General features: G+C 70.5%; 25 protein-coding genes, 1 tRNA gene, 1 other RNA gene and 4 pseudogenes. 15 read left to right on the top strand and 16 right to left on the bottom strand.

Annotated elements, in window-relative coordinates:
* Positions 1 to 12 precede the first annotated feature (12 nt).
* From V9G19_RS04190 to V9G19_RS04150, 9 genes and pseudogenes are all read right to left on the bottom strand, one after another.
* A complete protein-coding gene (locus tag V9G19_RS04190) occupies positions 13 to 177 on the bottom strand; it encodes a hypothetical protein (RefSeq protein WP_462284221.1) in 165 nt (54 codons plus the stop codon).
* A 155-nt stretch (positions 178 to 332) separates the two neighbouring features.
* Positions 333 to 746 carry a hypothetical protein gene (locus tag V9G19_RS04185; RefSeq protein WP_462284220.1) on the bottom strand — a complete coding sequence of 138 codons (414 nt, stop codon included), beginning with the start codon at positions 744 to 746 and terminating at the stop codon, positions 333 to 335.
* Positions 747 to 844: 98 nt separating this feature from the next.
* Positions 845 to 2,755, bottom strand: a complete 1,911-nt coding sequence (locus V9G19_RS04180; RefSeq protein WP_462284219.1) for a propionyl-CoA synthetase — start codon at positions 2,753 to 2,755, stop codon at positions 845 to 847.
* 33 nt (positions 2,756 to 2,788) lie between these two features.
* On the bottom strand, positions 2,789 to 3,493 hold the full coding sequence (locus V9G19_RS04175) for a response regulator transcription factor (protein ID WP_462284218.1): 705 nt from the start codon (positions 3,491 to 3,493) through the stop codon (positions 2,789 to 2,791).
* Complete coding sequence (locus tag V9G19_RS04170) at positions 3,420 to 4,631, bottom strand: sensor histidine kinase (RefSeq protein ID WP_462284217.1); 1,212 nt, start codon at positions 4,629 to 4,631, stop codon at positions 3,420 to 3,422. The genes V9G19_RS04175 and V9G19_RS04170 overlap by 74 nt, the downstream gene beginning before the upstream one ends.
* A gap of 6 nt (positions 4,632 to 4,637) precedes the next feature.
* On the bottom strand, positions 4,638 to 5,015 hold the full coding sequence (locus V9G19_RS04165; protein WP_462284216.1) for a hypothetical protein: 378 nt from the start codon (positions 5,013 to 5,015) through the stop codon (positions 4,638 to 4,640).
* Between the two features lie 317 nt (positions 5,016 to 5,332).
* Positions 5,333 to 5,680: a transposase gene (locus tag V9G19_RS04160; RefSeq protein ID WP_462284294.1), complete on the bottom strand. Its 348-nt coding sequence runs from the start codon at positions 5,678 to 5,680 to the stop codon at positions 5,333 to 5,335.
* A gap of 22 nt (positions 5,681 to 5,702) precedes the next feature.
* Positions 5,703 to 6,011 (bottom strand): hypothetical protein, encoded by a 309-nt coding sequence (locus V9G19_RS04155; RefSeq protein ID WP_462284300.1) that lies wholly within the window; start codon positions 6,009 to 6,011, stop codon positions 5,703 to 5,705.
* Between the two features lie 31 nt (positions 6,012 to 6,042).
* Positions 6,043 to 6,756: pseudogene (locus V9G19_RS04150) on the bottom strand (transposase); the annotation flags it as partial.
* On the opposite strand from V9G19_RS04150, the gene V9G19_RS04145 reads away from it, so the two are divergent.
* The 5 genes from V9G19_RS04145 (at position 6,734) to V9G19_RS04125 (ending at position 11,007) form a co-directional block, all read left to right on the top strand.
* Positions 6,734 to 6,883: a hypothetical protein gene (locus V9G19_RS04145; RefSeq protein ID WP_462284299.1), complete on the top strand. Its 150-nt coding sequence runs from the start codon at positions 6,734 to 6,736 to the stop codon at positions 6,881 to 6,883. The pseudogene V9G19_RS04150 and the gene V9G19_RS04145 sit on opposite strands and share 23 nt — an antisense overlap.
* A 156-nt stretch (positions 6,884 to 7,039) precedes the next feature.
* Complete coding sequence (locus tag V9G19_RS04140; RefSeq protein ID WP_462284215.1) at positions 7,040 to 7,174, top strand: hypothetical protein; 135 nt, start codon at positions 7,040 to 7,042, stop codon at positions 7,172 to 7,174.
* A gap of 92 nt (positions 7,175 to 7,266) precedes the next feature.
* Positions 7,267 to 8,454, top strand: a complete 1,188-nt coding sequence (locus V9G19_RS04135) for a hypothetical protein (protein ID WP_462284214.1) — start codon at positions 7,267 to 7,269, stop codon at positions 8,452 to 8,454.
* The gene (locus tag V9G19_RS04130) at positions 8,451 to 10,358 is read left to right on the top strand and encodes a tetratricopeptide repeat protein (RefSeq protein WP_462284213.1); all 1,908 of its coding nucleotides are present in this window, start codon (positions 8,451 to 8,453) and stop codon (positions 10,356 to 10,358) included. The genes V9G19_RS04135 and V9G19_RS04130 overlap by 4 nt, the downstream gene beginning before the upstream one ends.
* 325 nt (positions 10,359 to 10,683) lie before the next feature.
* Positions 10,684 to 11,007, top strand: a complete 324-nt coding sequence (locus tag V9G19_RS04125) for a flavin reductase family protein (protein ID WP_462284212.1) — start codon at positions 10,684 to 10,686, stop codon at positions 11,005 to 11,007.
* A 107-nt stretch (positions 11,008 to 11,114) separates the two neighbouring features.
* Here the strand turns inward: V9G19_RS04125 and V9G19_RS04120 are convergent.
* A tRNA-Ser gene (locus tag V9G19_RS04120) sits at positions 11,115 to 11,204 on the bottom strand.
* A gap of 81 nt (positions 11,205 to 11,285) precedes the next feature.
* Between V9G19_RS04120 and ffs the strand changes: the two genes are divergently transcribed.
* Positions 11,286 to 11,382, top strand: an RNA gene (gene ffs, locus V9G19_RS04115) — signal recognition particle sRNA small type.
* 89 nt (positions 11,383 to 11,471) lie between these two features.
* Here the strand turns inward: ffs and V9G19_RS04110 are convergent.
* Positions 11,472 to 12,248, bottom strand: coding sequence for a DsbA family oxidoreductase (locus V9G19_RS04110; RefSeq protein WP_462284211.1), 777 nt, complete (start codon positions 12,246 to 12,248; stop codon positions 11,472 to 11,474).
* 64 nt (positions 12,249 to 12,312) lie between these two features.
* Here V9G19_RS04110 and V9G19_RS04105 point away from each other — a divergent pair, with 64 nt between their 5' ends.
* Positions 12,313 to 15,312: a DNA polymerase III subunit gamma and tau gene (locus V9G19_RS04105; protein ID WP_462284210.1), complete on the top strand. Its 3,000-nt coding sequence runs from the start codon at positions 12,313 to 12,315 to the stop codon at positions 15,310 to 15,312.
* Between the two features lie 196 nt (positions 15,313 to 15,508).
* On the opposite strand, the gene V9G19_RS04100 is transcribed toward V9G19_RS04105, so the two are convergent.
* From V9G19_RS04100 to V9G19_RS04085, 4 genes and pseudogenes are all read right to left on the bottom strand, one after another.
* Positions 15,509 to 15,796 carry a CoA-binding protein gene (locus tag V9G19_RS04100; protein WP_462284209.1) on the bottom strand — a complete coding sequence of 96 codons (288 nt, stop codon included), beginning with the start codon at positions 15,794 to 15,796 and terminating at the stop codon, positions 15,509 to 15,511.
* A 68-nt stretch (positions 15,797 to 15,864) separates the two neighbouring features.
* A pseudogene (locus V9G19_RS04095) lies at positions 15,865 to 15,984 on the bottom strand (CoA-binding protein); the annotation flags it as partial.
* Entirely contained in the window at positions 15,981 to 16,508 is a 528-nt protein-coding gene (locus V9G19_RS04090; protein WP_462284208.1) for a hypothetical protein, read from the bottom strand. The gene V9G19_RS04090 and the pseudogene V9G19_RS04095, both read right to left, overlap by 4 nt.
* A gap of 40 nt (positions 16,509 to 16,548) precedes the next feature.
* Positions 16,549 to 17,217 carry a hypothetical protein gene (locus V9G19_RS04085; protein WP_462284207.1) on the bottom strand — a complete coding sequence of 223 codons (669 nt, stop codon included), beginning with the start codon at positions 17,215 to 17,217 and terminating at the stop codon, positions 16,549 to 16,551.
* On the opposite strand from V9G19_RS04085, the gene V9G19_RS04080 reads away from it, so the two are divergent.
* From V9G19_RS04080 to V9G19_RS04050, 7 genes and pseudogenes are all read left to right on the top strand, one after another.
* Positions 17,167 to 17,640, top strand: coding sequence for a TetR/AcrR family transcriptional regulator (locus V9G19_RS04080; protein ID WP_462284206.1), 474 nt, complete (start codon positions 17,167 to 17,169; stop codon positions 17,638 to 17,640). The genes V9G19_RS04085 and V9G19_RS04080 overlap by 51 nt on opposite strands.
* 71 nt (positions 17,641 to 17,711) lie before the next feature.
* A complete protein-coding gene (locus V9G19_RS04075) occupies positions 17,712 to 18,536 on the top strand; it encodes a hypothetical protein (protein ID WP_462284205.1) in 825 nt (274 codons plus the stop codon).
* A 589-nt stretch (positions 18,537 to 19,125) separates the two neighbouring features.
* Positions 19,126 to 19,712 (top strand): annotated as a pseudogene (gene recR, locus V9G19_RS04070) (recombination mediator RecR).
* Between the two features lie 134 nt (positions 19,713 to 19,846).
* Positions 19,847 to 20,188 (top strand): hypothetical protein, encoded by a 342-nt coding sequence (locus V9G19_RS04065; RefSeq protein ID WP_462284204.1) that lies wholly within the window; start codon positions 19,847 to 19,849, stop codon positions 20,186 to 20,188.
* A 32-nt stretch (positions 20,189 to 20,220) separates the two neighbouring features.
* Positions 20,221 to 20,835 (top strand): ABC transporter ATP-binding protein, encoded by a 615-nt coding sequence (locus V9G19_RS04060; RefSeq protein WP_462284203.1) that lies wholly within the window; start codon positions 20,221 to 20,223, stop codon positions 20,833 to 20,835.
* 515 nt (positions 20,836 to 21,350) lie between these two features.
* Entirely contained in the window at positions 21,351 to 22,946 is a 1,596-nt protein-coding gene (locus V9G19_RS04055) for a hypothetical protein (protein WP_462284202.1), read from the top strand.
* Positions 22,947 to 23,132: 186 nt separating this feature from the next.
* Positions 23,133 to 24,403, top strand: a pseudogene (locus V9G19_RS04050) (aspartate kinase).
* 12 nt (positions 24,404 to 24,415) lie between these two features.
* On the opposite strand, the gene V9G19_RS04045 reads toward V9G19_RS04050, so the two are convergent.
* A complete protein-coding gene (locus V9G19_RS04045; RefSeq protein ID WP_462284201.1) occupies positions 24,416 to 24,700 on the bottom strand; it encodes an Rrf2 family transcriptional regulator in 285 nt (94 codons plus the stop codon).
* Positions 24,701 to 25,340: 640 nt separating this feature from the next.
* Here V9G19_RS04045 and V9G19_RS04040 point away from each other — a divergent pair.
* Positions 25,341 to 25,535, top strand: coding sequence for a hypothetical protein (locus V9G19_RS04040; protein WP_462284200.1), 195 nt, complete (start codon positions 25,341 to 25,343; stop codon positions 25,533 to 25,535).
* Positions 25,536 to 25,544: the final 9 nt, after the last annotated feature.

The raw sequence follows: 25,544 nt of genomic DNA, 5'->3' as shown, positions 1-25,544 counted from the left end.
CTCTGCCGACGCCTACCTTCGGTGACATCGTGCGGAGCTCACCCGGGTGGGCAGCCGGGAGGCCATCAGCCCCGGCACCGGGCGCGCGGCCGCGACGACCCGGCGCGGGAAGCGGGCAGCGATGGCGGCATACAGGGCATCGGGATCGGTGAGGTGCTGCCTGCGCCGTCGCTTCAAGAACGCCCCGCCTTCGCGACGGAGGGTCTTCCCGGTCCTTTTCGCGCATCACGGCCACGAGCGGATCCGCTGGGTCGGCGGGACGGTACTTCTCCTCACCGTCATATTCCTCGCCGAGGATCACCCGGCCCGTGGGCGAGAACAACCGCCCGGGTTCACGCGGACCCCAGTCCCGGACCGCCAGCTCCCACCCGAGGTCGAGGTAGAACAGTCGCCCGCCAACGGGAACCGGGAACTGACAGATCGGCGGGGGTAAGCCGCGCGAGACCGGCACCCACCCGCACGCCGCTCTCGCCCGGCGACTCACCCAGCCAGCACCCGTGCAGCAACCCCGCGGAGGGGCCCCAGATCGCCGTGTCGGGAGCCAGCCGCCCGCGCATCGAGACGATGGCGCCGAGCGCGCGTTGGTTGTCCTGCTCCCAGCGCGGCCCGGTCGGGGCAACGATGTAGCCGCCCCAGCCGACCCGAACCAGGCCGAGATCCGCAACGAGGGCGCGGAACTGCGCGGTCGTGTAGTCACGCGAGCAGTACACCCGCGGGAGCGGTGGTGGCCCGGGAAAGCGCGGCATACCAACCAGGATGCCTGCGCCGACCCGGGCCGGCCCCGGGCCGCCGACCAGCCTGTGGACAACTGCCGCGGCTGGCTCCGGCGCCCCTGTGGATAGCCTCAGTGCACGGTATGCCGCAGGGTCGGCGCCAGCGCGTCCAGCACGCTCGCGTCCTCGATCGTGCCGGGGATCGTCGGGGTCTTGCCGTCGGCCAGCTCCCGCATGGTCTTGCGCAAGATCTTGCCGGAGCGGGTCTTGGGCAGCGCGGCGACGATGTCGACCTGCTTGAGCGAGGCGACGGCACCGACCTCGTCGCGCACCCGCTGCACGAGTTCGGCGCAGATCTTCTCGCCCTCGAGGGCGGCGTCGATGCCGCCCTTGAGCACGACCAGCCCGCGCGGGATCTGCCCCTTGAAGTCGTCCCGGACACCGATCACGGCGCATTCGGCGACGGCCGAGTGGCCGGCCAGCGCCGCCTCGATCGAGCCGGTGGAGAGCCGGTGCCCGGCGACGTTGAGGACGTCATCGGTGCGGCCCATAACATAGACATAGCCGTCCTCGTCGATCGTGCCGCCGTCGCCGGTCAGGTAGTAGCCCTCGTAGACCGACAGGTAGCCGGAGACGTAGCGGTCGTCGTCCTGCCAGAGCGTCGGCAGCGTCCCGGGCGGCATCGGCAGTTTGATCGCGATCGCGCCGTCGTTGCCGCGGTCACATTGAGCGCCGACCTCGTCGAGGACCTGCACGTCATACCCGGGGACGGGCACCGACGGCGAGCCGGGTTTGATCGGCATCGGGTCCAGCCCGCGCAGGTTGGCGCAGATCGGCCAGCCGGTCTCGGTCTGCCACCAGTTGTCGACGACCTCGCAGTGCAGCACGTCGTTGGCCCAGTGATAGGTGTCGGGGTCGAGCCGCTCGCCGGCGAGGAAGACATTGCGCAGGTGGGAGATGTCGTGGTCGCCCAGCAGCGCCGCCTTGGGGTCCTCCCGCTTGATCGCCCGGTATGCCGTGGGCGCCGTAAACATCGCCACCGCACCGTATTCGGCGATGATCCGCCAGAACGACCCGGCGTCGGGGGTGCCGACCGGCTTGCCTTCGTACAGGATCGTCGTGGCGCCGAGCAGCAGCGGCGCATAGACGATGTAGGAGTGCCCGACCACCCAGCCGACGTCGGAGGCGGTGAACCACACCTCGCCCGGGTGGACGTCATAGACGTTCTCCAACGACCAGTGCAGCGCGACCGCGTGGCCGCCGTTGTCGCGGACGATCCCCTTGGGGCGCCCGGTCGTGCCGGAGGTATAGAGGATGTACAGCGGGTCGGTCGCGCCGACCTCGACGCAGTCCGCGGGCTCGGCGTCGGCGACGAGTTCCTCCCAGTCCATCTCCTCCCACTCGGTGTCGCGTTCGCCGATGGGCGCCGGGGACTGCTCGCGCTGCAGGATGATCACCGACTCCGGCTTGTGCTCGCTGCGGTCGAGGCCGCCGTCGAGCATCGGCTTGTAGGGGATCACCCGGTTCGGCTCGATCCCGCAGGAGGCCGAGAGGATCACCTTGGGCTTGGCGTCCTCGATCCGAGCCGCCAGCTCGGCCGGCGCGAACCCGCCGAACACCACCGAATGGATCGCCCCGAGCCGGGCGCAGGCGAGCATCGCGACCACGGCATCGGGGACCATTGGCATATAGATCAGGACACGATCGCCCTTCTCCACGCCCAAGCTCGCCAGGGCACCCGCGAGCTTGGCGACGCGCTCGAGCAGAGCGGCATACGTGATCGAGGTCTTGGTCCCGGTGACCGGGGAGTCGTAGTGGAGCGCCACCTGCTCCCCGCGGCCGTCGCGCACGTGCCGGTCCAGAGCGTTGAAGCAGGTGTTGAGCGTCGCGCCGGTGTACCACCGGTAGAACGGCGGGTTGCTCGAGTCGAGGATCGTCGTCGGCGGGGTCATCCACTCGATCCGCGTGGCCGCCTCCCCCCAGAAGGCATCCGGGTCGGTCAGGCTCTGCTCGTATGCCGCTGCGTAGGCTCCATCGCTCATGTCGCCATCCTGCCGGGCCGCTCCCGCGGGGCGCTAGGCGGTCTCCGCTGACAATCCGCCGGGCGGGTCCTTCCTGCGACGAGCGGCCGTGCCCGCCCGGGCAAAGCCGGTGCGATAGGCCAGGGCGACCAGAGCAGCGCGGTCGCGGGCGCCGGTTTTCATGAGAAGGCGCGAGACGTGGGTCTTGACCGTCGCCTCGCTGAGCACGAACCGGTCGCAAATGTCGGTGTTGGACAGGCCCTCGGCAACCAGGCCGAGGACCTCGCGCTCTCGTGGGGTGAGGCCCTCGACCGCGTCCGGCTGCGGCGGGGGAGGGGCGTCGCGGGCGGCGTCCAGGACGGCGGCGGTGACCTGCGGGTCGAGCCAGGCCGCACCGGCGGCCACCTGCCGGATCGCCGCGACCAGGTCGGTGGCGGTGGTGTGCTTGAGCAGGTAGCCGCGCGCGCCGGCGCTGACCGCGGCCCCCACGGCGGTCTCGTCGCCGAAGGTGGTCAGCATGATCACCGCCGGTGCCGCCGGCCAGGTGAGCAGTTCCCGGGTCGCGCCCACGCCGTCGAGCCCGGGCATGCGGATGTCCATCAGGACGACATCCGGCGCAAGCGTGCGGCATGCGGCGACGGCGCTCTCGCCGTCGACCGCCTCACCGACCACTGCGATGCCCTCCTCAGCCCGAAGCAGCAGCCGCAGGCCGGTACGGACAAGTTCCTGGTCGTCGACGAGCAGCACGCGAATGGTCACCGCTCTCCTCCTCACCTGCGAGCACCGGGACCGTTGCCACGGTGCGGAATCCGTCGGTCGTCTCGTCCGCCGAGAATCGGCCCCCGGCGGACCGGACGCGCTCGGCGAGGCCCGCTAAGCCGCTGCCCCCGGCCGGCAGGAGGGGACGGTCCTCGCCGTTGCACGTCGTCACGGTGATCGTCAGCCAGCCGAGTTGCCAGTCGAGGGTCAAGGTGGCGTGCCCGCCCGGGCCGGCGTGCTTGACGGCGTTGGTCATCGATTCCTGCACCACCCGGTATGCCGTGTGCTCGACCTCCGGGTCCAGCTGCCCGCTCTCCCCGCTCACCTCGAGGTCGACCGTGATGCCGCAGCCCTCGGCGCGGTCGAGCAGCGGAATCACATCGGCCAGCCGGTGCCGCACGCCCCCGGAGTCGCCGGAACGCAGCCCGCCGAGCAGCCGCTGGAGATCACCGAGCGCGGACACGCCGGCATTCTCGATGGCGCGCAGCGAGGTGGCGACCTCGTCGGAGGCCGACCCGTTCGGCAGGTGGGCGGCATACGCCCCGCGGGCCTGGACGGTCATCGCGCTCACCGAGTGGGCGACGATGTCGTGGACGTCGCGAGAGATCGCGACCCGCTCGGCCGCCCGAGCCTCCCGGCCCGCGTCGACGACCGCCACGCCGAGGGAGTGCTCCCGTGAATCGGCGCGCCGGGCCGCTCGCCCGGACGCGAACACCACGCCGGTCACCCCACACCAGATCGCCGCGGCGAGGCCCGTCGCGGCGAGCCCATCGTCACCGGCGACGTTGAAAGCGTTCACCGCGACCGGGGCCGCGCACGCCGTCAACGCCGCCCAGGCGAGCCGATCGCGGTGGCGGGCAACGGCATACAGCGCGATGAAGTGGCCGACGACCGGCTCCCACGCCGGGACGACCAGGCCAGTCAGCGAGGCGGCCCACATCAGGGCGAAGACGGCGGCCGGCCGGGCCGTGCGCCACCACAGCGCCGGATAGGTCAGGGCGAGCAGGGCGACGGCGAGTGTTGCCGGCGCCATCGCGCCCCAGCGCGTGGGCGCGGTGCCGCCCCACGCGAGCAGGTCGGCGCCGACGGCGAGCGGGACGACGAGTGCACTCCAGGCAGGGTTTTGGACAGGACGCATGGCGTGTCAGTCACACCACTCGAAGTCGTAGATCTTGCACAGCCAGCCGGCCGGCGCGGCGCCGTCGACGGTTGGGTATTTCAGCGACAGCAGGTGCGCGGGCAGCTCGACGTCCGCGGGCACCCCGAGTTGGTGGGCCGGGAAACCGGCGACGAGGATCGGTATGCCGTCCCCCGGCGTGCGCGCGGCCCGAAGCCGTTCGGCGGTGATCAGGTCCCCGTCGGGCGTGGCGGCCTGGACATCGGCCGGCTGCAGGGCGACGGTGTCGACGTCGAGGCCGGTGGTTTCCAGGACGACGGTGGCCTCGTCCGCGGCCCACGCGGCGTCGGTGACGACCCCGGTGGTGGTGGTCAGGACGACGCGGACTTGCCTGGTTTCGGACATGGTGTTCCCCCGATTCGATGGTTTGCGCCCGACCCCCCGGCCGGGCTCATCCGGAGTCTGACGGACGCCGGCGCCGAGTGTCGTGGTGGAAATTACTCAACCTTCCCGGCGTCATACCAGCGCTGTATCTGCTCTTCCATCCCCGGTCTGACCCGGATCCGCGAGTAGCTTGCGTGTGGGTTGGGCGGCCAGTGAACGGCGGATAGATTTTGTGTTGTGGCAGTGTGTTTTTGGGTGCGGGCAGCGCGGATGGCCCGGTGGCGCTCGGGTGGGCGGGTCTTCGGGGTCCTGGGTCGTCGGGACGGGGGATTCGCGGGTTAGGCCGCGGTGGGTAAGGCCCGGATCCGGGCCAGGACGGTGGGCAGGAGCTGGCGGTCGGGCGGCAGCCGCAGGATCAGCTGGCGGCCGTGGCGGACTATGCGGGCTGGGACGCAGAGCAGTTCGTGGCGTAGGCGGGCGCCGTGGGCGCGGTGACGCTGGTCGATCCCGGTCAGGGCTTGCAGCAGAACGGAGATGTTCCCGGCGAGCAGGGCAGCCCACATCCACACCGTGTTGATGGCGTGGTCGCCCGACGGCAGATGCCGCAGCGCGGCCCCGAGTTTGGCTTCCCGGATCCGGTCCTCAATGTCGGTGCGGCGGCGGAACCAGGACTCGACCTGCGTGATCGAGGCAACCGGTGCGGCCGCCTCACCCGGCTCCGCCGGCTCCGCCGGCTGCGGCCGGCTCGGCCGGCTCGGTGGGGTTGGCCGGGTGGTCGTTGGCGGGGATATTGGTGACGATGAAGGAGACCGCGTGGGCGTGGGTGGCCGCGCCCTCCAAGGCGAGGGTGAGTTGGTTCTTCTCGATGGTGCGTCGACGCCGTGAGCGGGGGTCGTCGGAGATGTCCTCGGCCTCGATGCGGACCCGGCGCACGATGGTGTACGTGTGCGGCGGCCACCCCTGCGGGGCGTAGTCGACCGCGGCGACCTGCGCGCCGGGCATCCCGCTCCGCCGCACCCCAGGCGTCCTCGGGGATGGCGGCGTAGGCGCGCCACATCGCGGTGTTCCGTTTCGCGGCGATGGCGAAGTCACACCCGGCCTCCACCGCGGCGTGGGCCAGGTCGGCGGTGAAGTAGCCGGCATCCGCGCGCACCCGCAACCGATCCCAGTCGGCCGCGGCCGAGCGGATGTCCTCGGGGATCCCGGCCAGGACCCGGCGCAACAGGTCAGCGGCCCGGGGCCTCACATCCTCATTCCCCGCGAGCAACTCCGCGGCCAGGGTCAACCCGGCCTCGGCCCAGGTCCCCAGATGCGGACGGCCCGCGCGCTGACCGTGATAGTTGTAGGCCACGCCCTGCTTCGTCGGCCCGTACACCTCCACATCGGTGGAATCCAAGTCCACCGTCACCGCCGCGGCCAGCACCGCCCGGCGGGACGCCGGCAACAACCCGACCGCATGACCGGTCAGGTCCGCGACCGCACTCTCCAGGCCGGCCAGCTGCGCCGGCCCGAACCGGCGGGCCAACCCCGCCGCCGTGCTCGAGGCCAACACCGGCACCGCCGACAACGCGGACCCGGCCACATCCTGGCGCTGCCGGTCCAACGCGGCCAGCACATCCCCGCCGAGCAGCTGGCACTGCGCCAGCGACACCAGCACCTGCCCGGCCGTCGCGCCCCGCTCCCGCTCCTTGATCGCACCGATCCCCCGGTCCAGGCGCCCGACCAGGTCCAGTTTCTCGATGAACTCCGCGAGCGCTGCCACCCCCGAGGTCCCGGTCAACGACGGATCCGGCGCGCCGATCCGCACCCGCTTCCGAACCCGGCCACGACCACGTACTCTCTTCACCGACAAGGTGCTTCTCCTCGCTGGCCAATCGAAGGCTTCGTAACCCCGATTCTCCCAGCAGGACAAGCACCTTCGTCACATCACACGCCGATCACCCCACCACTACTCGCGGATCCGGGTCTGATGCGCCGAAACCTGGTCTTCCCCCACGATTCTCCGTGGTCGGAGCACTCGGCTCCGGTCATCGAGAAGGGAAACCATGATGCGCAAGATCACCGTTCACAAGCCCGGCGCCGTCCGGCTGACCAGCTTCGCCATGCCGCTCTACGGGGCGACCTGCGGGGGCCCGGGCTGCGGTCAGCCTGGCGACTTGGTGACTTGTCAGGAGTTCTGACGCGACGTGGCGGACCCGGTGGGCTCCCGCAGGGGGCGGGCCCACCGGGTGCCGGCACGGCGTCCGACCGAGCTTTAGAAAGGAACAAAGCGATGACCACCACCAGGCCGGTGCGACTGCATCCGCTGGTCTTCCTCGACGAGGGCGAGGACGTCACGATCGGGCGACGGGACATCGACAGCTATGTCGTCTTCCCGGCCGACGGGGCACGCGCCGTCGAGCGCCTTGCCGCGGGCTCGAGCCCCGATGAGGTCGGTGCCTGGTATGCCGCCGCCTATGGCGTCGAGCTGGACGTCGCCGACCTGATGGCGACTCTGGCGGAACTCGACTTCGTAGTGGCCGGCTGCGAACCGGTGGCGTTGCCGGCGCTGGTGCGCTGGCAGCGGCTCGGACGCGCCGTCTTCTCCCCGCTGGGGTGGGCAGTCATGGCCGGTCTCGTCGCCCTGGCCGGGCTTGTCATGGCGAGCGACCGGCACTATCGGCCGCACGTGCGGCACCTCTTCTTCACCGACAGCCTGCTGGCGATGGACCTCGCGCTGTTTGCCGCGACGATCCCGCTGATCATCGTCCACGAGAGCTTCCACGTCCTCGCCGGCCGGCGGCTCGGGCTGAACAGTTCGCTTTCGCTTGGCTGGCGCGCCTGGTTCCTCGTCGTGGAGACCCACCTCGACGGCTTGGTCTCCGTCCCAAGGCGATCGCGCTATCTGCCGATGCTCGCCGGGATGGTCGCCGACACGGTCATGATTGCCGCGCTCACTCTCGGTGCGTATGCCGCCGATCGCGCCGGTGCGCCACAGCTGGTCGGCGCGGTAGGCCTGGCCGCTGCTTTTGGGGGCGTGCTGCGCCTGGTCTGGCAGCTGCTGGTGTTCATGCGCACCGATGTCTACTACCTGATCGCGACCGTCTTCCAGACCGTCGACGTCCACGCCGTCGCGCGGGCCCGGCTCGCCGACGATGTGCGCCGGCTGCTGCGCCTCGACCCGCGGCACGATCCCACGCGCTGGCATCCTCGCGATCTCGCCGTATCCGCTTGGTATCGCTGGGTTTTGCTCGGCGGGTTCGCGCTCATGGCGAGCATGACCGCATGGGCGTTGATCCCGGCGCTCGTCCGGGTCACGCGGATGGCCGCGGCCCGGTTTGCCGACCCCAGCGCGAGCTGGTGGCTCGCTGCCGACGCCGCGCTGTTCATCGTGCTCAACCTCGCCCAATTCGTCATTCCCACCGTCCTCGGGGCACGCCGCTGGTGGCGCGTCCGCCACAGTCAAGGAGCCCGGTCATGACCGCTCTTGTCCAGCCCACCCACGTCCTGGCCACGGGTTGGGGCGAGCGGGCCGAGCCCGCCTCGCCCCCGGCGGAGGAACTCATCCTTTCGGCCCATCGCAACCATCGCGGTCCCTACACGCTCGCCGCTGCGGTCCTGGACGCCTATGCCGCGGAACTACTCGCCCACCCAGAGCTGCTACAGAAGCACGACGTCGAGGTCCTGACCGTCGCCCCCGTCCTGGCGGCGCACGTCGAGGCCCGCCACGAGACGCTGACCTCGCTGGCCGTCCCGGCCGAGCGGACGAGGTTCTATAGCCGGCTGCGGACCGCTCGGATCAGCCACGGCATCGTCGACCTGTTGCGGGCAGCGTTGCCGCCCAACGGATCCCGCTGGATCCTGGTGACCGACCTCGCCGAGGCCGATCCCACTGACGCCGAGTTCCTGCAGATCGCGCGACGACGTCTCGACCCGCGCGTGATCACGTTCGTGCCGACCGACCTGCGGCCGACCGTGCGGGCGGTTCCCGCGGATCTCGAGGCGTCGCGGCGGCGCTATCTGGAGAGCAACGGGACCGATCCCGACCCGGTGGCGCGAGCGGCATACGAGCACTGGGATCCGCAGGAGCGGCGCCTGGCGCACGACGCCCGCGCCGACGAGCTGTGCGCGCAGGGCCGGAAATCCTTGTGGCGTGGGGCGATTCCGTGGCATCGGGAGCGGGGGAGTGATCCGGCGCTGGCGTTGAAGGCGCTTGGCATCGGGCTGAACAGCGCAATCGATCTCGGCTTCTATGACGCGACAGTGGATTTCGCCGAGCGGGGTCTGGCGCTGCTTGGTGAGCCGGAGCATAACCAGGAGGCCTGGTGGATGTTTGCCACCAAGCAGACGACGGCCCTCGCTGCCCTCGGCCGAGTCGAGGAGGTCGAGCCGATCTACTTCCGAATCCTAGAGTCGACGAGCGCCGTGCTGCCACATCTGCAGGCAAGCTATGCCCGGGCGATGCTTGCCACGCGGCACCGCGGCCTGGAGGAGCGCGACCACGGCTTGGCGCGCCGGTTGTTGCAGCAGGCGATCGCGTTTGCCGGCGCGTTGCCGGACCCGTCGCTGGCTGCATTCTGGAGTGTGTTCTGCGCCAATGGGCTAGCGCTCGTGGAAATGCACGAAGGACGACTGGGCGCGTCGCTACAGTTGGTGGAGAACGGCATTGCGCGGCTCGATCGGGAGTTGGCGCCCGATGAGCATGCGCTCCATCGTTCGGTGTTGCGGCACAACCGGTCCCAGCTGCTCTCGGCATTAGACCGGCCCGCCGAGGCGGAGCAGGACCTGCTCTTGGTGATCGCGCTGGACCCGCACTATCCGGAGTACCACTTCGACCTGGCAGCGCTGCTTCGCCGACAGGGGAGGGCGGCGGAGGCGCTCGCGGCATACGACATGTGTATTTGCTGCGGGCCGCCGTTCGCCGAGGCGTTCTATAACCGGGCGGACACGCTGCTGGAGCTGGGTCGGGTCGCCGAGGCGGTCGCCGATCTCGACTACGTCCTCGACCTCGACCCCGGCTTCCTGCCAGCGCGCCTGGCCCGGGCGACGGTGGCGCTGGATGCGGTGGACCTAGCGTTGGTGGAGGAGCTGACGGCCAGGGGGATGGAATCGGTTGGGGCGCAGGGGGACAGTGGCGCCGAGCTGCTTGTCCTGCGTGCCCAGGGCCGCGCCGCCGACGGCCGGTTCTCGGCTGCGCTGGCCGACCTGGAGGCCGTTGTCGATTCTGGGGCGGACGATGTCACGGCCGATGTATGGGGGAATGTCGGGTGGCTCCGCGAGCAAACCGGCGACATCGCGGGCGCGCGTGCCGCCCTTCGGAGGTGCCTCGACCTCGATCCCGAGGATGCCGGTGCACGGGCGGCATTGAGCCGGCTCGGCGGGTGACGAGTGTGACCACGGTGCTGCCCGTCACTGCGGCGCCGCCAGTGACTGCAACGAGCACGGGCCTGGTCGCGCGGGGGGAGGGTCCGGTCGACCCCACGCGACCCGTTCCGGCGGGCGTGGCCCTGCGCGATGTCGGCAGCGCGATCGCCCGGCCGGTGGCCGTGGTGAGCGTCGCAGTCGGCGATCGCGTGCACGCGGGGACCGTCACCTCGTTGGTTCTGGGCGGGGCGAGCGCGGCGGTGGAGGGGTCCGCCGCGCTCGCCTCGGTCCAATTGGTCTCCGGCAGCCGGTTGCACCGGCTGGTTGTGGCCGCGGAGGCTTCGCCGTGTCCGTCCTCGGCGGCGGGGATGCCGAAGTCGCCCGGCGGTTCGGTGTCCCGGGCCGGATGCTCGGCTGGGATCAGTTCGCTGGGTTCGCGTATGCGGTGGCGCCGACTTCGGGGGCGCCGGTGCTTCCTGAGGTGCTGGGGTGGCTGGATTGCATCCTCGTCGCGGATGCGGATCTGGCTCTCGGGCAATGCGTGGTCTCGGGGCAGGTCGTCGCGGCAGAGGGCTTCGGTCCCGGGTGCGCCCTGGTCCGCCGCGCCGGTGGCTACTCGGCGGTCCCCAGCCCTGGCAAGGGGGGCTTTCCTGCAGGGGGTGCGGTATAGCTCACCTCTTGCAGGTCACCCCCGGTCCCGGCAAGGGCTGTCCTGCAGAGGGTGCGGTATAGCTCACCCCTTGCAGGTCACCCCCGGGCGAAACGTCAACAGCCCGGTGGCGGAGGATGCGGGATTTGAACCCGCGAGGGGTTTCATCCCCAACACGATTTCCAATCGTGCGCACTAGGCCACTATGCGAATCCTCCGCGCAGGAGGGTACCCGAGGGCGGGCCGCGGACCGAAATCGCGGCGGTCCGATCCCGCGCCGAGGACCGGTAAGCTGGGCGCCAGGCACCTCGCGTGGTGGTACCTCACCGAACTCCCCCAGGGCGGGAACGCAGCAAGGGTAAGTGAGCTCTTCCAGGTGCGCGAGGTGCCGTTGTCTGCCTCTGCGGACCGTCGCAGGGACGGCAGGGCGCGGTTCATCAGGTCGGATGCTGCTGGTCGTATGCCGATTCGCTCACCGCAGCACCTCACTCTCGCGCGCCAGCCGCCTCGCCCGCGCCGGCCGCCTCGCCCTCGTCCGCCACCGCGCCGCAGGCGCTCGACCCGCAGGCAGCCGACCCGCAGGCGTTCGAGCCGCATCCGTCGGCCGGCGGCGGAGCCGGCCGGTTGCCCTGATCGGCCCAGGCATGCTCGATTGCCCGCAGCAGCGCCTCGACCGGTTGGGCCCCGGCGACCGCGAACTTCTGGTCGAGGATGAAGGTCGGCACGGCGGTGATGCCGATCTGATTCGCCAGGGCCTCGTCGGTGCGCACGTCGATGCCGAAGTCATCGCCCGCCAAGACCGCGGCGGTGGCCTCCCGGTCGAGCCCGGCCTCGACCGCGAGATCCAGCAACACGGTGGGGTCGCCGATCGCAGCGCCCTGCGAATACCACGCTCGCATCACCCGGTCGGTCACCTCGCGTTCGCGGCCAACCGACCGCGCGTAGTGGATAAGGCGATGGGCGGCATACGAATTGCTGGGGACAATCTGCTCCCACGCGAAGTCGAGCCCGACCGCGGCGGCGGCGGCCGCCATCTGCTCATGCTGGGCGCGCATCTGCGCGACCGGGATGCCATATTTCGCAGCAACCCGCTCGACGTTGGAGCCGCTCCCCACAGCAGGGGCGCCGCGATCGAGTTCGAAGCTGTGCCACACGACCCCGACCTGGTCGGCGTGCTCGAAGCGGTCCAGCGCCAGCTCCAGGTGCCGCCGCCCGAGATGGCAGAACGGGCAGACGATGTCGGACCAGACGTCGATGCGCATGGTCCGACCCTATGCGCGATTAACGCCGGTGCCGCTGTCACCCGGGCGGGCTAGGGTTCCCAGGGTGAGCACCGCCCTCTATCGCCGCTACCGGCCGGACACGTTCGCCGACGTGATCGGGCAGGAGCACGTGACCGAGCCGCTGGCCCGCGCACTCGACAGCGGGCGGATCAACCACGCCTATCTCTTCTCCGGGCCGCGCGGCTGCGGCAAGACGACCAGCGCCCGCATCCTGGCTCGCTGTCTCAACTGTGAGCAGGGGCCGACGAGCACCCCGTGTGGCAGCTGCGATTCGTGCGTGGCGCTGGCCCGCGGGGGAGCCGGGTCGATCGACGTCATCGAGATCGACGCCGCCAGCCACGGCGGCGTCGATGACGCGCGGGAGCTGCGGGAGCGGGCGGCATTCGCTCCGGCGGAGAGCCGGTTCAAGGTCTACATCATTGACGAGGCGCACATGGTGACGACGCAGGGCTTCAATGCCCTGCTCAAGATCGTCGAGGAGCCGCCGCCGCACGTGAAGTTCGTGTTCGCGACCACCGAGCCCGAGAAGGTCATCGGGACCATCCGCTCGCGCACCCACCACTACCCCTTCCGGCTCGTCCCCCCGGCGCGGCTGCACGACTATCTCGGGCAGCTGGCTGCTGCCGAGGGCGTCGACGTCGAGCCGGGCGTGCTCAGCTTTGTCGTCCGGGCCGGGGGCGGCTCGGTGCGCGACTCACTGTCGGTGCTCGACCAGTTGATCGCCGGCTCTGACGAGCGCGGTCTGACCTATGAGGGTGCAGCCGCGTTGCTCGGCTTCACCGACGCCGAGCTGCTCGACGCGGTGGTCAACGCATTCGCCTCCGGCGATGCCGCCGAGGTGTTCCGCCGCGTCGAGCAGGTTGTCGAGACCGGGCTCGACCCACGCCGGTTCGTCGAGGACCTCTTGGAACGCTTCCGCGACCTGATCGTGCTGGCCGCCGTCCCCGAGGCGGGGGCCTCGGTCCTGCGTGGCCTGCCGAGCGATCAGATCGACCGGATGCGGGTGCAGGCGGGCGCCTTTGGCCCAGGGGCGCTGTCGCACTCCGCCGAAATCGTCAACGCCGGTCTCACCGAGATGACGGGCGCCACCACGCCGCGGCTGCAGTTGGAGCTGATCGCCGCGCGCGTGCTGCTCCCCGGTGCCGTCGGAGAGCGTGGGTATGCCGCGCGCCTCGATCGTCTCGAGCGTCGCCTCGACGTCGGGGGAGTTCCGTCGGGTGTGGCACCCGGAGCCGGCGGTGCTCCGCCGCCGGCCGCGGCCGCACCCGCGGCGGCGACCCGGGTGGCCGGCCCGCCCGAGCCGGGTCGAGCGGCTGCGCTTGGCTCGCCCGGTGGCGCCGACGGCGATCGCGACAACGCGGGCCGACGCGACCGGGCCCGTGGCCAGGGCGGCTTCGCTGGCCGTGGCCCGGCTGGCCGTGGCTTGGCTGACGCTGGCTCGGGCGGCGAGGGCGAGGGCGGCGAGCTGGGGGCTGCAGCCGGGGAGGTCCGCGACGATGCGCCAACGGGTGGTGGGGCTGAGGCCGATGGCGGCGCGGCTGTCGATGAGGGCGCTGGGGCGGTGGATGGCGTGGCCGCAGCCGGCGGGGGGGCAGGCTCGGGTCCGGGCGCCCGCCCACCGTCGCCCGCTCGGGGCCGCGGGCCTGCTGGGCCTGGTGGGCCGGGTGAGTCGGCGGGCGCGGCGGGAAGGCGCGGCCCGGTCGCTCGCGGGTCCGCGCCGCTGTTCGTTCCAGCGGCCGGCCCCGGGGCGGGCGCGCCACAGGGCCAGGATGTGCGCGCCACCACGAACGCAACGGACGCAGTCGAAGCCGGGGCCGTGCTGTCCGGACCCGCCCCCGGCGGCCTCGACGTGGCAGCACTGCGCCGCAGCTGGCCTGACGTCCTGGCCAAGATCTTCACCTTGAAGCGCACGACCTGGACGTTCCTGTCCGAGCACGCCCAAGTGGTCGGCTACGACGGGCGCACGCTCGTGCTTGGCATCGCGACGACCGGCCTGGCCAACACCTTCCGCGCCGGCGTGCACGCCGACATCGTGCGCCAGGCGCTGATCGACGTCCTCGGTCTGGACGTCCGGGTGGATGCGGTCGTCGGCTCCGGTGGTCAGGGTGCCGGCGGGACCGGCCAGGGTGGCGGTGGGACGGGCCACGGACATAGTTCCGGCGGTGCCGCCGCCACGCCGGGCGCACGAGCGGGAGGGCCGGCGAGCGCGCAGGAAACCTCGGGCGCGCCGTCATCTAAGCCGGTCTCCTCGCCTCGCGGTCGGCGGGACAACCCGACAGGGCCGGATGGCCCCGAGCTCGGCGCCCCCTGGCCCGATGACGCCGGGCCCGAAGCACCCTGGCCCGATGATGCTTGGCCCAATACCACGGGGCCCAATGAAGCCGGGCCACCCGCCCGGGAGCAGTTCGCCGACGCGCACGGCGACATCGCACCGGACCTGCCGTCGCATCAGCCCGGCGGCCCCGGCACGGGTGGGGTCACCACAACGGGGGTCAACACAAAGACGGCCGGGAGGCCGGCGCAGGCCGACCAGGCCGCGATGGCTGCCGTCGCGGCCCGTGACTGGTCCGGCGGCGGCACGGGCTGGGGGAGCGCGCCGTCGTCGACACCTCCGTCCTGGGCGACCGAGCACGCGGGCCGACCCGCCGCCGAGCCCGGCCCGAGCGATCGCCCGACCACTGGTCCGCCCCCCACGACCACGCGGCGCCCGCCGCCCGATCAGCAGGCGTCGATCAGCCAGCAGCCGACCACCGGTCACGTGCCGACAACCAGTGCCGGCTCTTCGCGACCCCCAGGCTCGGCGACGTCAGCCGCAGCCGACCAGGCCGTCGCGAGGCCCCCCGGCGCACGGCCCGAGCACCATCCGCCGAGCAGGCCCGCAGCGGCGGCCGGCCCGGCGCGCAGCCGCCTGGCCGGCGAGGCCGACGAAGACCTGGTCAGCGACGACGACGAGGACCTCGTCGATCTCGGCGAGGTCGGGCAACCGGTCGTCGAGCGCCTGCTCGGAGGCACGGTCATCTGGTCCGAGAGCGACCAGCCCTGACGGCGCCCATGAGCATGCCCCCAGAGGTCGAGGATCTCCCGGTGGACCTCGCCCGATCCTTCGGGAGGCCCGATCCTCTCCCGATCCTGCGGGAAGACCCGGTCGCGGGTATTCGTGACCACTGGCCGGTGTCGAGCGACGTGCCGCCGGCCCCGGCAGGGACACGCCCGCCAACACGCCCCCCAACACCCGCGGATCAGACCGCTCGGGGCGCCTTGCCCGTCAACGTCATCATCCAGCACATGACCTTGTGGCCGGTGTCAGGGGTGGGACCGAACATCAGCGGGCAGCCGCCGGCGATGACGGTGACTCCATGCTCGCGTCCGTATGCCGCAGCGTCCACCGAGACGCTGCCCGCCCCGAACGATCGGTGCATCCAGACCTGCTTGATGCCCAGACCGGCAGCCTCCTCCATCGTGCCCAGGGCGTGCTCCGGCCTGGTCGCGATGACGACCGCCGTGCCGCCGCCGGGGATCGCCGACAACGTCGGGAAGGGCTATCTCCTTCGGCCAATTCGGCGTTGGGGTTGACCGCGAACACCTCGCATCCGCGTTCCTTCAGCCGCTTGTAGACCGCATTGCCGCCGTGGCCCTGGGGCGCGTGTGACACTCCGGTCACCGCGATCCGCCGGGACTCGAGGAACTTCGTGGCGGCGGCCTTGATCTGTGTCATCGTGTGCCCTTCTGGTCGATGTCAATGTCGGAGTCGATGCCGGTGCTGGGTTCGCCGCCGCTCGGAGGGCCGGTGGCGCCCAGTCGGAAGAGGTGTTTGCTCAACAGCGCCAGCCAGGCGGCGGTCGGCAGGAGAGACACCATCGACAGCACCAGGCCGGCCTGACCGGTATTGGGCGGCACGAGCATGGCGGCGCCCGTGGCGACCCCGACCAGGCCCGGAAGGGCGCCGAAGACCCGGTGGCGAAACATGGTCGCCGAGAAGACGATTGTGCTGATGGCGCCGAGAAGGTAGCTGGTGGCGAAGGTTCCTCCGTTATAGAGCGCCAGCAGGGTGACGCCGGCGGCGGGTATGGCCGCTTTGTCGCCCGCGGTGGGCGCCGCGGCATAGTCATTGCTCAGTATCCACATCGAGAAGGTCGCCTCGCGCGAGACGACGAACAGGATCAAGGAGAACAGGCCGAGCACGAGCGTCACCGTGGCCCACTGCCCGGCGGGGCGTTCGCGACCGGGTGCCGTTCTCATGAGGAGGCCCGCCGTCCCAGAGCCCATAACCGAACGCTGGTCAGCGACTGCCAGCCCGGGGCGAGGATTCGGCCGGCAGGGCGAGCAACAGCAAGGGCCCGGTCGTGCCGCCCGCTGCGGTCGCGGCCGCAGTAAACAGCATGAGGCCCCCGGCTCCGCGCATGCCCGTCCACGCGGTCAGCCGGCCGAAGACGTGACCGTGTAGCATCGTCCACGCCACAATGAGCGTGCCTGTCTCGCTGACCAGGAAACCGGGCAGGGCGCCCAGGGAGCCATGGGCGCCGCGAGCCAGGAGGGCCTCGGCGGCGGCGGTGCAGTCACGTGGGCAGCGGGTCGCGAGATCCAGCATGGGCAGGGCGACATTCGAGGCGAGGAACAGGGCCGCTCCGACGGCGACGAGGAGGACACCCAGCCCGGTCAACGCCGGATCCACCAGCCGGTGGGCGCCGTAGATCGCGGCATACCTGGGCAGGCGCACCACGGCCAGGCTCGCGTTGAGCAGGTCGAGGTTGCGCAGTCCCAGCGGGGGTCTCGATCGCAGCTGAGCGAGCCACTCGGCCGCGGTCGTGGGAACGGTGCCCGCCCCCGCGAGGGCGATGTCGGCGATCAGCGCAACGGTGCACAGGGCGCCGACGAGGACGGGCTGGAGGCGCTCACGATGCGTCGGCTGGCGGCTGACCTCGGCGTCGAGGCCGCGTCCATCTATCACCACGTGAGCGGCAAAGCCGAGCTGCTGGATGGTGTCTTGGCCCTGATGCGCCGGGAGATGACGTTCGACGGCCCGCTTCCCGAAGCATGGCCCGACCTCATCGAGGTCGTCTTCCTGCGCTACCTCGAGGTGCTGATGGCGCATCCGCACCTGCTTCCGCTCGCCGGCCGCCACCTCGACAGCGACCCGGCGGAGGGCCTGCCCTATCTGGTCCAGCACGGCCTGACCGTCGGCGAGGCCGCCGAGCTCTGGCAGGGGTTGCTGGCGCTGACCGTCGGCTTTGCCATCTTTGCCACGCGGGCGTTCGAGCGCCAATCCGACTATCTCGGCGGCGAACTTGCCGACGCCATGACCATCTGGCCGACCGAGTCGGCCCGGCAGGCACTTCGCAGCATCGTCGCGGCATATGTCGACAGGCGGTAGGTCTCGACGAGATGGTCCGCCGGCAGGGCCACGGGGGAGCACTCAGGCGGCAGGTCGGTCATGCTGGCGCCATGCCGTATGACGCGCAGCGCCAACTCATTCGCACCCTCGCCCGGGCCAGCCGGGAGTTCGATCGGGCCCGCGACGCGCTGATGCGCGAGCCGGATCCCCGCGACACGCGCGCCGGGCGGGCGGCGTCGCCGCAGCCCGCCGCCCGCGGTGGGCTCGCGGGCGCGGTCTCCGCGGCGGCCCGGACCGCCGGGGGAGCCGCCCGGGCAGCGGGGCGCGCGGTCGCGGGAGTGCACCCGCGGCATACCGACTGGCACACCGCGATCCTCACCGACCGGATCGGCTGGTGGGTCAAGCGATTCGGGACCGCGGCGGCGGCCCTGACGGCGGTCCCGGGACTGTTGGGCAAGCTGGGCCGGCTCACCGGCATCGGGGACGTCATCGGCGCCGCCGCGCAAGTGCTCATCGTCAACGCGGTCGCGCGCGAGATGGGCATCGCGGACGTTCCCCGCCGGGTCGCTGCGGTCGCCGACATCGTGCTCGGGCGCCAGTTGACCCCGGACGAGATCGCCGCCGCGCTCGCGGCCCGCGACGATGCCGACGATGCCGATGATGCGGATGAGACCGAGGACGAGGCCCGGGCAGCCGAGGAACGGGCCGAGGACAAGAGCCTCCGCAAGCGGCTCGGCCGCAGCGCCGGCTTGATCTGGCGGGTGGCGCGCGACCTGTGGCGGCTCAACAGCGACATGGACAAGCGCGCCGGGGCCGGGCCCGTCGTCGGTTTCATGCGGAATCTACCGGCCGTGGGCGCGGTCAGCGCATTCGCCTACGAGCGCAAGGGAATCGCTCGCGCTGCGGAGCAGGCGCGCACTCGATTCGGGGGTTGAAGCCGGGGCCAGTGCGGCTCTATCCAGGAGGTGGGCAGGAGACACGCGGTGCAGGATTGGAACGCTGGCGGGGCGCCGGTCGCGGCCCTGGCGACACCGCCGGCCCGGCCGCATGCGCACCTGAGTGTCGCCGTGTTGCCGCGGCATAATCCTACTCAGCATAATGTCGAGTAAGCGTCGCCTCGCCTTATCTTCCGCATCCGCGGGCACGATTCTTGGCAATCCGGGGAATTGCGCGCGGGCTACGCAGAGGGCATTCGGACCGACTCCTTCCGTTCGACCGACCCCATGGAGCCCATGCCTCCACGGGATAGCGCGCTTGGTGATGCGATTACTATAGATTTCCTGTGCGATATCCTAGAAGCGGCTGCCTCGCAACGGAATCCGCGAGGGGTCGAGCAACGTCTATTTCGCCGCCCGTGTGGTCACCTCACGCGACGGGTCGGTGCGCATGCTCTCGTCGAGAACCCGTCCACACAGGGCACCTACCGGTGGGCGATGGGGGTTGCCGTCGCGGCCCCGGGCGGGACCTTCGGCCCGGTCAAGGCAGTCGGCGGCTTCAACAGTTGGGGTGGCATACGCTGGCCGGGTGTATGAGGGCGTGGTCCAGGACCAGATCGACGAGCTCGGCCAACTGCCGGGTATCGGGCCCAAGAGCGCCCAACGCATCGCGTTCCACTTGCTCGCGGCCGAGGCGGCTGACGTCCAGCGGTTGATCGGCGCCCTGTCCGAGGTCAAGGACAAGGTGCGCTTCTGCTCGGCCTCGGCAACGTCGCCGAGGCCGAGCGGTGCCGCATCTGTGCCGATCCGCGCCGTGACGGGCACGCGCTCTGCGTCGTGGAGGAGCCCAAGGACGTCGTCGCGATTGAGCGCACCCGCGAGTTCACCGGCCGCTATCACGTGCTCGGCGGGGCGATCAGCCCGATCGACGGCATCGGCCCCGAGCAGTTGCGGGTTGCCGAGCTGATGGCCCGCCTGGCCGGGGAGGAGATCACCGAGGTGATCATCGCCACCGACCCCAACATTGAGGGGGAGGCGACGGCCGCCTACCTGTCCGACTGGGGCGAGCGGGCCGCCATGGGTCTGCGCGTCCTGCACGGCCTGATCAGCCACGTGCGCCTCGATGCCGACGAGGATCTGGTCGCCGAGGCCGAGTTCGACGCCCTCCACCCCTGAGTTGCGGTCCGGATCCGCGCCACGACCGCTTCAGCTCAGCGCGCACTGTTGGGCCAAACGTGATTGACTTCGCTCGGCTCCTTCCGCCGCAGGCTGCGCCCGTAGCCGGGGGGGGCGAACAGGGGATGGTCGGCATGAAGCGATCAGTGGTGGTCGCCCTTCTGGTGGGAACGGGTTGCGCTATTCCTGCCGCCGCAGAGTCGGGCCTCAAATCGATGCAGGGCTCCGACTACACGCAGGACTTCAACAGCATCCGCCAGGTGAAAGCCTGCGACATGGAGGCTGACTCCCACGGCGTTCGGGGTGACTACACACCCATCGGCTCCTCGTCGACCAATACGATCTACGACGGCAACGGGGCAAACAACGCCTGTGAGGCGTCCGGCGTTTACGCGCAGAAAATCTACCGGCACAGGGCGGTTGAAGTAATTCCCGCGGACTTTGACGCCATCGGGCCGTGGCGATACCCGAGTTGAGATCGAACAATCTTGTCGTGGACGGGGTCTCGGTGAGCGTTCACGGAGACCCCATCCTCGAGCCTGTCTCATTCGTCGTCGAGCCGGGCTTCAGCGTGGCCATCGTGGGGCCATCGGGGTCGGGCAAGACCACGCTCCTCGACTGCCTGGTCGCGATCCGCGCTCCGTCGGTCGGACAGATCCGGTTGGGAGAGATGCCAATCTCCGAGCTGCGAGAGCCAGATGCGTCGGCCTTCCGACGCACTTCGGTGGGCATGGTCTCCCAAGACGCCGGTCTCCTAGACGAACTCACCGTCATCGACAACGTCGCCCTCGTAGCTCGGTTCAATGGCGTCGCTCCGGCCGTTGCGCAGACCGCGGCCCGGTCTCAGTTGGTTAGCGTCGGTCTGACCGGCCGCGGGGGCGAGGGCATCGGCCATCTGTCCGGAGGCGAGGCTCACCGGGTAGCGATCGCCAGGGCAACGTGCTCGCCGGTGCTGATGCTGGTGGCCGACGAGCCGACCGCTTCATTGGACCGCACCAATGCCACGATGATCACCGAACTCCTTATCACACGGTCCCGGGACCTTGCCATTCCCCTCGTGGTTGCCACTCACGACCTCGCGGTCGCGGCCGCGTGCGACTTCGTCGTGGATCTCGGCGGATGAGAGGCGTCGGCTTCGCGGCAGGCCTCGCCTGGCGCTTGGCCCGCACTCGCGACCCACAACACCGGTGGCGGCAGGTGCTGGTTGCTGTCGGAGCCTTCGTGGCTACGCTTGTGCTTCTCACCGGGCTCAGCGCGGTCGCCGCAGCTCACCGCGCCGACGCCCGTCAGGCTGAGCGGCGTCCACTTGCAGTCGCCGACACATCAGTCGGGCTCAAGACGGCTTTACGCGGGCCGGTCTGGCACGGGCGGCAGATCCCCGTTCTGTGGATCGAGCCGAGCCATGGCGAGTCACCGATCCCGCCCGGGTTATCCAGGCTGCCCCGTCCGGGGATGGTCGCAATATCCCAGGGCCTTCGGGATGACGGATTCCCGTCCGACCCGATCGGTTTCACAATCGACCGCGCTGGCACGGGCCCTGATGGAACGATCGGCCGAGACGGTTCGTCAACCTCCACCGAATACCTGATCTATGCGCGGCCTCCCGCCGGCCGCTCCCTTGGGCAAGGCGGGGTGCTCATGAGCATTGTGGGATTCGGCGACAAGGCCCCCCACGGCCGGACGTTCGCGCTGAGCTTCGAGACCGTCCAACCTCACCCGCCGGCGCTGCGCGAGCTAGTCACGTCTGGCTTCCTGTTCGTCCTGCCCGCCTTCGCGCTCGCCATCACCACCGCCCGGGCGATGTCGCCGACGATCGCCCGGCGCTCGCGCGGTCTGCGCCGCCTCGGGGTGCGCCTCGCCGTCGTGCGACTGATCGTCGCTCTGGAGACGGCGATTATAGCGCTGCCTGGCGCGGCGCTGGCCCTGCTCGTTCATGCCGCGGTCAGTCGTCGGACCGACGGTATCCCTGGAGCGGGGGTCCGCTATTGGTCTGGCGACCTCGCGCTTCCCATTGTCCTGGCGGTGTTGGCGGCGTTGTGTGTTTCTCTTGTGCAACTGAGTGCCTCGTTGCCCGCCATGGCCCCGAACCCCTCGCCACGCAATCATGGCCGCGGCGAACCCTGGATCGGGTCCGTCCTGGCCCTCCCCTCGGGAGCCCTCGCTCTGGGCGTTCTTCTAGTGATCGTCAGTCGAGCACAATCCTCCGTGAGGCTCTTGGTCGTGGGCCTTCTGGCGGCTGTCCTCGGTCTCGGGTCGAGTGTGCGACAGCTCACGTCGGCCGTCGCTCGAGCGCTCGGCGGCAGCCAGAAAGCAGCCACTTGGCTGGCCGCTGCGCGACTGCGTTATGGTCCGCTCGGATTGTCGCGTCCAGCGACCCTTGTCGCGATCCTCGTTCTCGTCACCCTCGCGTGGACGGGTGTGCAAGCTCGCGCCCTCCACGCGACGCTTGAGCAGGGCCCCACCACGACCGGGTTCACTTTGTCCTGGCGGGGACCTGCCGTCGATGATCTCGCGCGCCTTCGCTCCAACGTCCCCGGTGAGCGGATCTGGCCGATGGACCTGGAGAACCGAGTGCTCGTCCCGGACTGCGCTGCTGCGCGTGAACTCGCCGGCGTTTCCTGCGCCTCGAATCGGTTGAGCACCAAGGACGCCGAGGCGCTCCGGAGCCGGCTCGGTTACGAGGTGCGGATCGAGCCGTCGGCGCAGCAGCTCGTGATCTCGGAAGGCTCCACGCGCGTTTTCGTTGTCGGCCGATCGAGTTCTCCTGGCGAGTTGGAGGCGGTCGCCAACGGATTCTTGCCGGGCGTGAGTCTGGAATCGGCCCTGACTCTCGGGCCGCCCCAGCAGTTGCGCTGGGTCGTTCCTGGTGGAGTCGCGGCCACGACGCTCGCGCTGCTGTCATTCCTGTTGGCCTTCGGGAATCGTCTGCTCTCCCTCATCGGCACCGATCGCGGCCTGCTGCGCGCCGGGCTCTCGCAGACGGATGTGCGCGACGTCCAACGTATCGAGGCGTTCCTTCCGATGCTGGTCGCAGTGATTCTCGGGGGAGTCGTGGGAGGCGCATTCCTCTGGGCGGGTACGGGGTTGGAGCTGACCCGGGGTGTCTGGATGGTCGGCCTACTCGAGATGGCCTGTGTCCTCCTTCTCGCACTCGCTGTCAGCACGGGGGTGCGACGCCTCCAGCGCCGTTGGCTCCTGCCCGAGAACCGGCGTCGCGACGGACAGTTTCGCTGACCCGGTTGGACCGATCACCCTAGAACTCGCAGGGCTTCGCCCCCTCCAGCATGTCGCCCGCGAGGCCGTCGGGTCCGGCCCAGGCACGCCGGATAGCGGCCGGGCGACGGACAGCGACGATGGCGCCGCAGCCGGACCCGTTACGATGCCTCCCGCCCCTGCCCGCGCGAGCCCGTTGGAGTCCTGGTGAGCCTGGTCGTGCAGAAGTACGGCGGATCCTCCGTATGCCGGCGCCGACAGCATCAAACGCGTCGCGCGCCGGATCGTCGAGACCAAGAAATCCGGCAATGACGTCGTCGTCGCCGTCTCGGCGATGGGCGACACGACCGATGAACTGCTCGACCTGGCCCGTGAGGTCAGCCCGCTGCCGCCGCCGCGCGAGATGGACATGCTGCTCACGGCGGGGGAGCGATCTCGATGGCGCTGCTCGCGATGGCGATCGCCGATCTCGGGCACAGCGTCCGGTCGTTCACCGGCAGTCAGGCCGGCGTGATCACCGACGCCGTGCACGGCCGGGCCAAGATCATCGACGTGACCCCCGGGCGGATCACCGAGGCGATCGGCCATGGCCACATCGTCATCGTCGCCGGCTTCCAGGGGGTCAGCCGGGAGACCAAGGAGATCACCACGCTCGGCCGCGGTGGCAGCGACACGACGGCGGTGGCCCTGGCCGCCGCCTTGGGCGCCGATGTCTGCGAGATCTACACCGACGTCGACGGGGTCTTCACCGCCGACCCGCGGATCGTCCCCGCCGCCCACAAGCTGTCGCGGATCACCGCCGAGGAAATGCTCGAGCTCGCGGCCTGCGGCTCGAAGGTGCTGCACCTGCGCAGCGTCGAGTACGCGCGCCGGTTCGGCATACCCATCCATGTCCGATCCTCCTTCACCCACAAGGAGGGCACGCTCGTCACCGACCAGCCGCAGGCCGAAGGAGAGGCAGCGGAGGAACCGATCATCACCGGAGTCGCCCATGACCGCAGCGAGGCCAAGGTGACGATCGTCGGGGTCCCCGACCGTACCGGTATGGCGGCCGGCATCTTCGTGGCGATCGCCGCCGCCGAGATCAACATCGACATGATCGTCCAGAATGTGTCCGCCACCGAGACCGGCCTGACCGATATCTCCTTTACCTTGCCCACAAGCGAAGGACATAACGCGATGCAGGCACTGCAGCGGATCCAGTCTGAGATCGGCTTCGCCGCCTTGTTGTATGACGATCAGCCGGCAAGCTCTCGCTCGTCGGGGCCGGGATGAAGTCCCATCCGGGGGTCTCGGCGACATTCTTCCAGGCGCTCGCGAACGCCGACATCAACGTCGAGATGATCTCGACGTCGGAGATCCGCATCTCGGTGATCATGCGCGATGACCGGCTCGACGACGCGGTCCGCGCCGTGCATACCGCCTTCGGCCTCGATACGGAGGACGAAGCCGTCGTCTACGCCGGCACCGGACGTTGACTGCGCCCGACGCTACCGCACCGGACCTTGACCACACCGCATGGTGTTCGTCCGCACCGAGCCGAGCCGGATGATCTCCGCGGGAGCCGCGAGTTGATAACCCCCCGCGCTGCCCCGCCGCGAACTGACCAGCCCCCTGCGGCGCAGGTCAAGCAGGATCGCCTCGAGAAACTTCTTTGGCAGCCCTGGGCCTCCGCGAGCGCGTCGGCCGACACCCCGCCCGGATCCGTTCGCTTGGGCGGCGGCCAAGGTGAGCAGGGCGCGGATCGCGTAGTCCGTCCGCGCCGAGATGTTCACCGCGCCATATTGGCACAGCGGTGGGGGGCCAGGGTGTCGCGGTCACAATGGACGGACGGATCTCCTATCGCGACCCGGCGGGGCCGTGGTCGCAGACGGGCCCACTCGGCGCCGGCCCGCAACAACCCACCGTGACACCGGCGGTGGCCATGACCGACGGTGGAGCATGCCGTCGTCGTCTGGCAAGAGCAGCAGGGCGCCAGCTACCTCCTCAGGGCCGCGTTCCGGTCGCCGAACGGCCGCCTGGGTGCCGCGGCCACGGTTGTCTCCACGACGACGCCGATTAACCAACCGAGAGTCGTTCTGAGTCCTTCGGGACGGGCAACCATCGCGGCCCGTCTCGCCACCACCACCGCCCAGCCCTACCTCCAGGGCAGATCTGGTCACCGACGGAACTGCGGGCGACGGCTTCGGCCCGGGCCAGACCATCTCGACTCGCGGCACCGATGTGAGCGACGTCCTGCTGTCGGGAGCATCGGACGGTGAGGCGATCCTGGCGTGGAGCGAGTCCACCGGCCCGGATGGGGGTCGGGGTTGACGTGACCGGGCGGGCCGTGTTGGTCGTGGAGCGCGATCCGGGAACCGGGGGTGCCCTTCTCCGCGGGCACGTCGAGCTGTACCGCATGTCGGCCGCCGGCGTGTGGGGTGCCGCACAGAAGCTGCCCCGCTTCGCCACCGGCAGCTGCGGCGGGCATTCGGCCCGGCGAAGGCCCTCGGCGGCTTCAACTCGTGGGGCGGCATCGACATCGCCGCCGGGAACGGGCACGCGGCCGCGCTCGTCGCCAGTGATGCTGGACCGAGCGGGATGACCTGGCAGGCATACGTTCGCGAGTGAGGCACGCGC

Origin of the sequence: Nostocoides sp. (genome assembly GCF_037045025.1) — a bacterium.
In the GTDB taxonomy this organism is placed as follows: domain Bacteria; phylum Actinomycetota; class Actinomycetes; order Actinomycetales; family Dermatophilaceae; genus Nostocoides_A.
The sequence above is the reverse complement of the archived record's forward strand: the minus strand, read 5'-3'. Positions and strand labels throughout refer to the sequence as shown.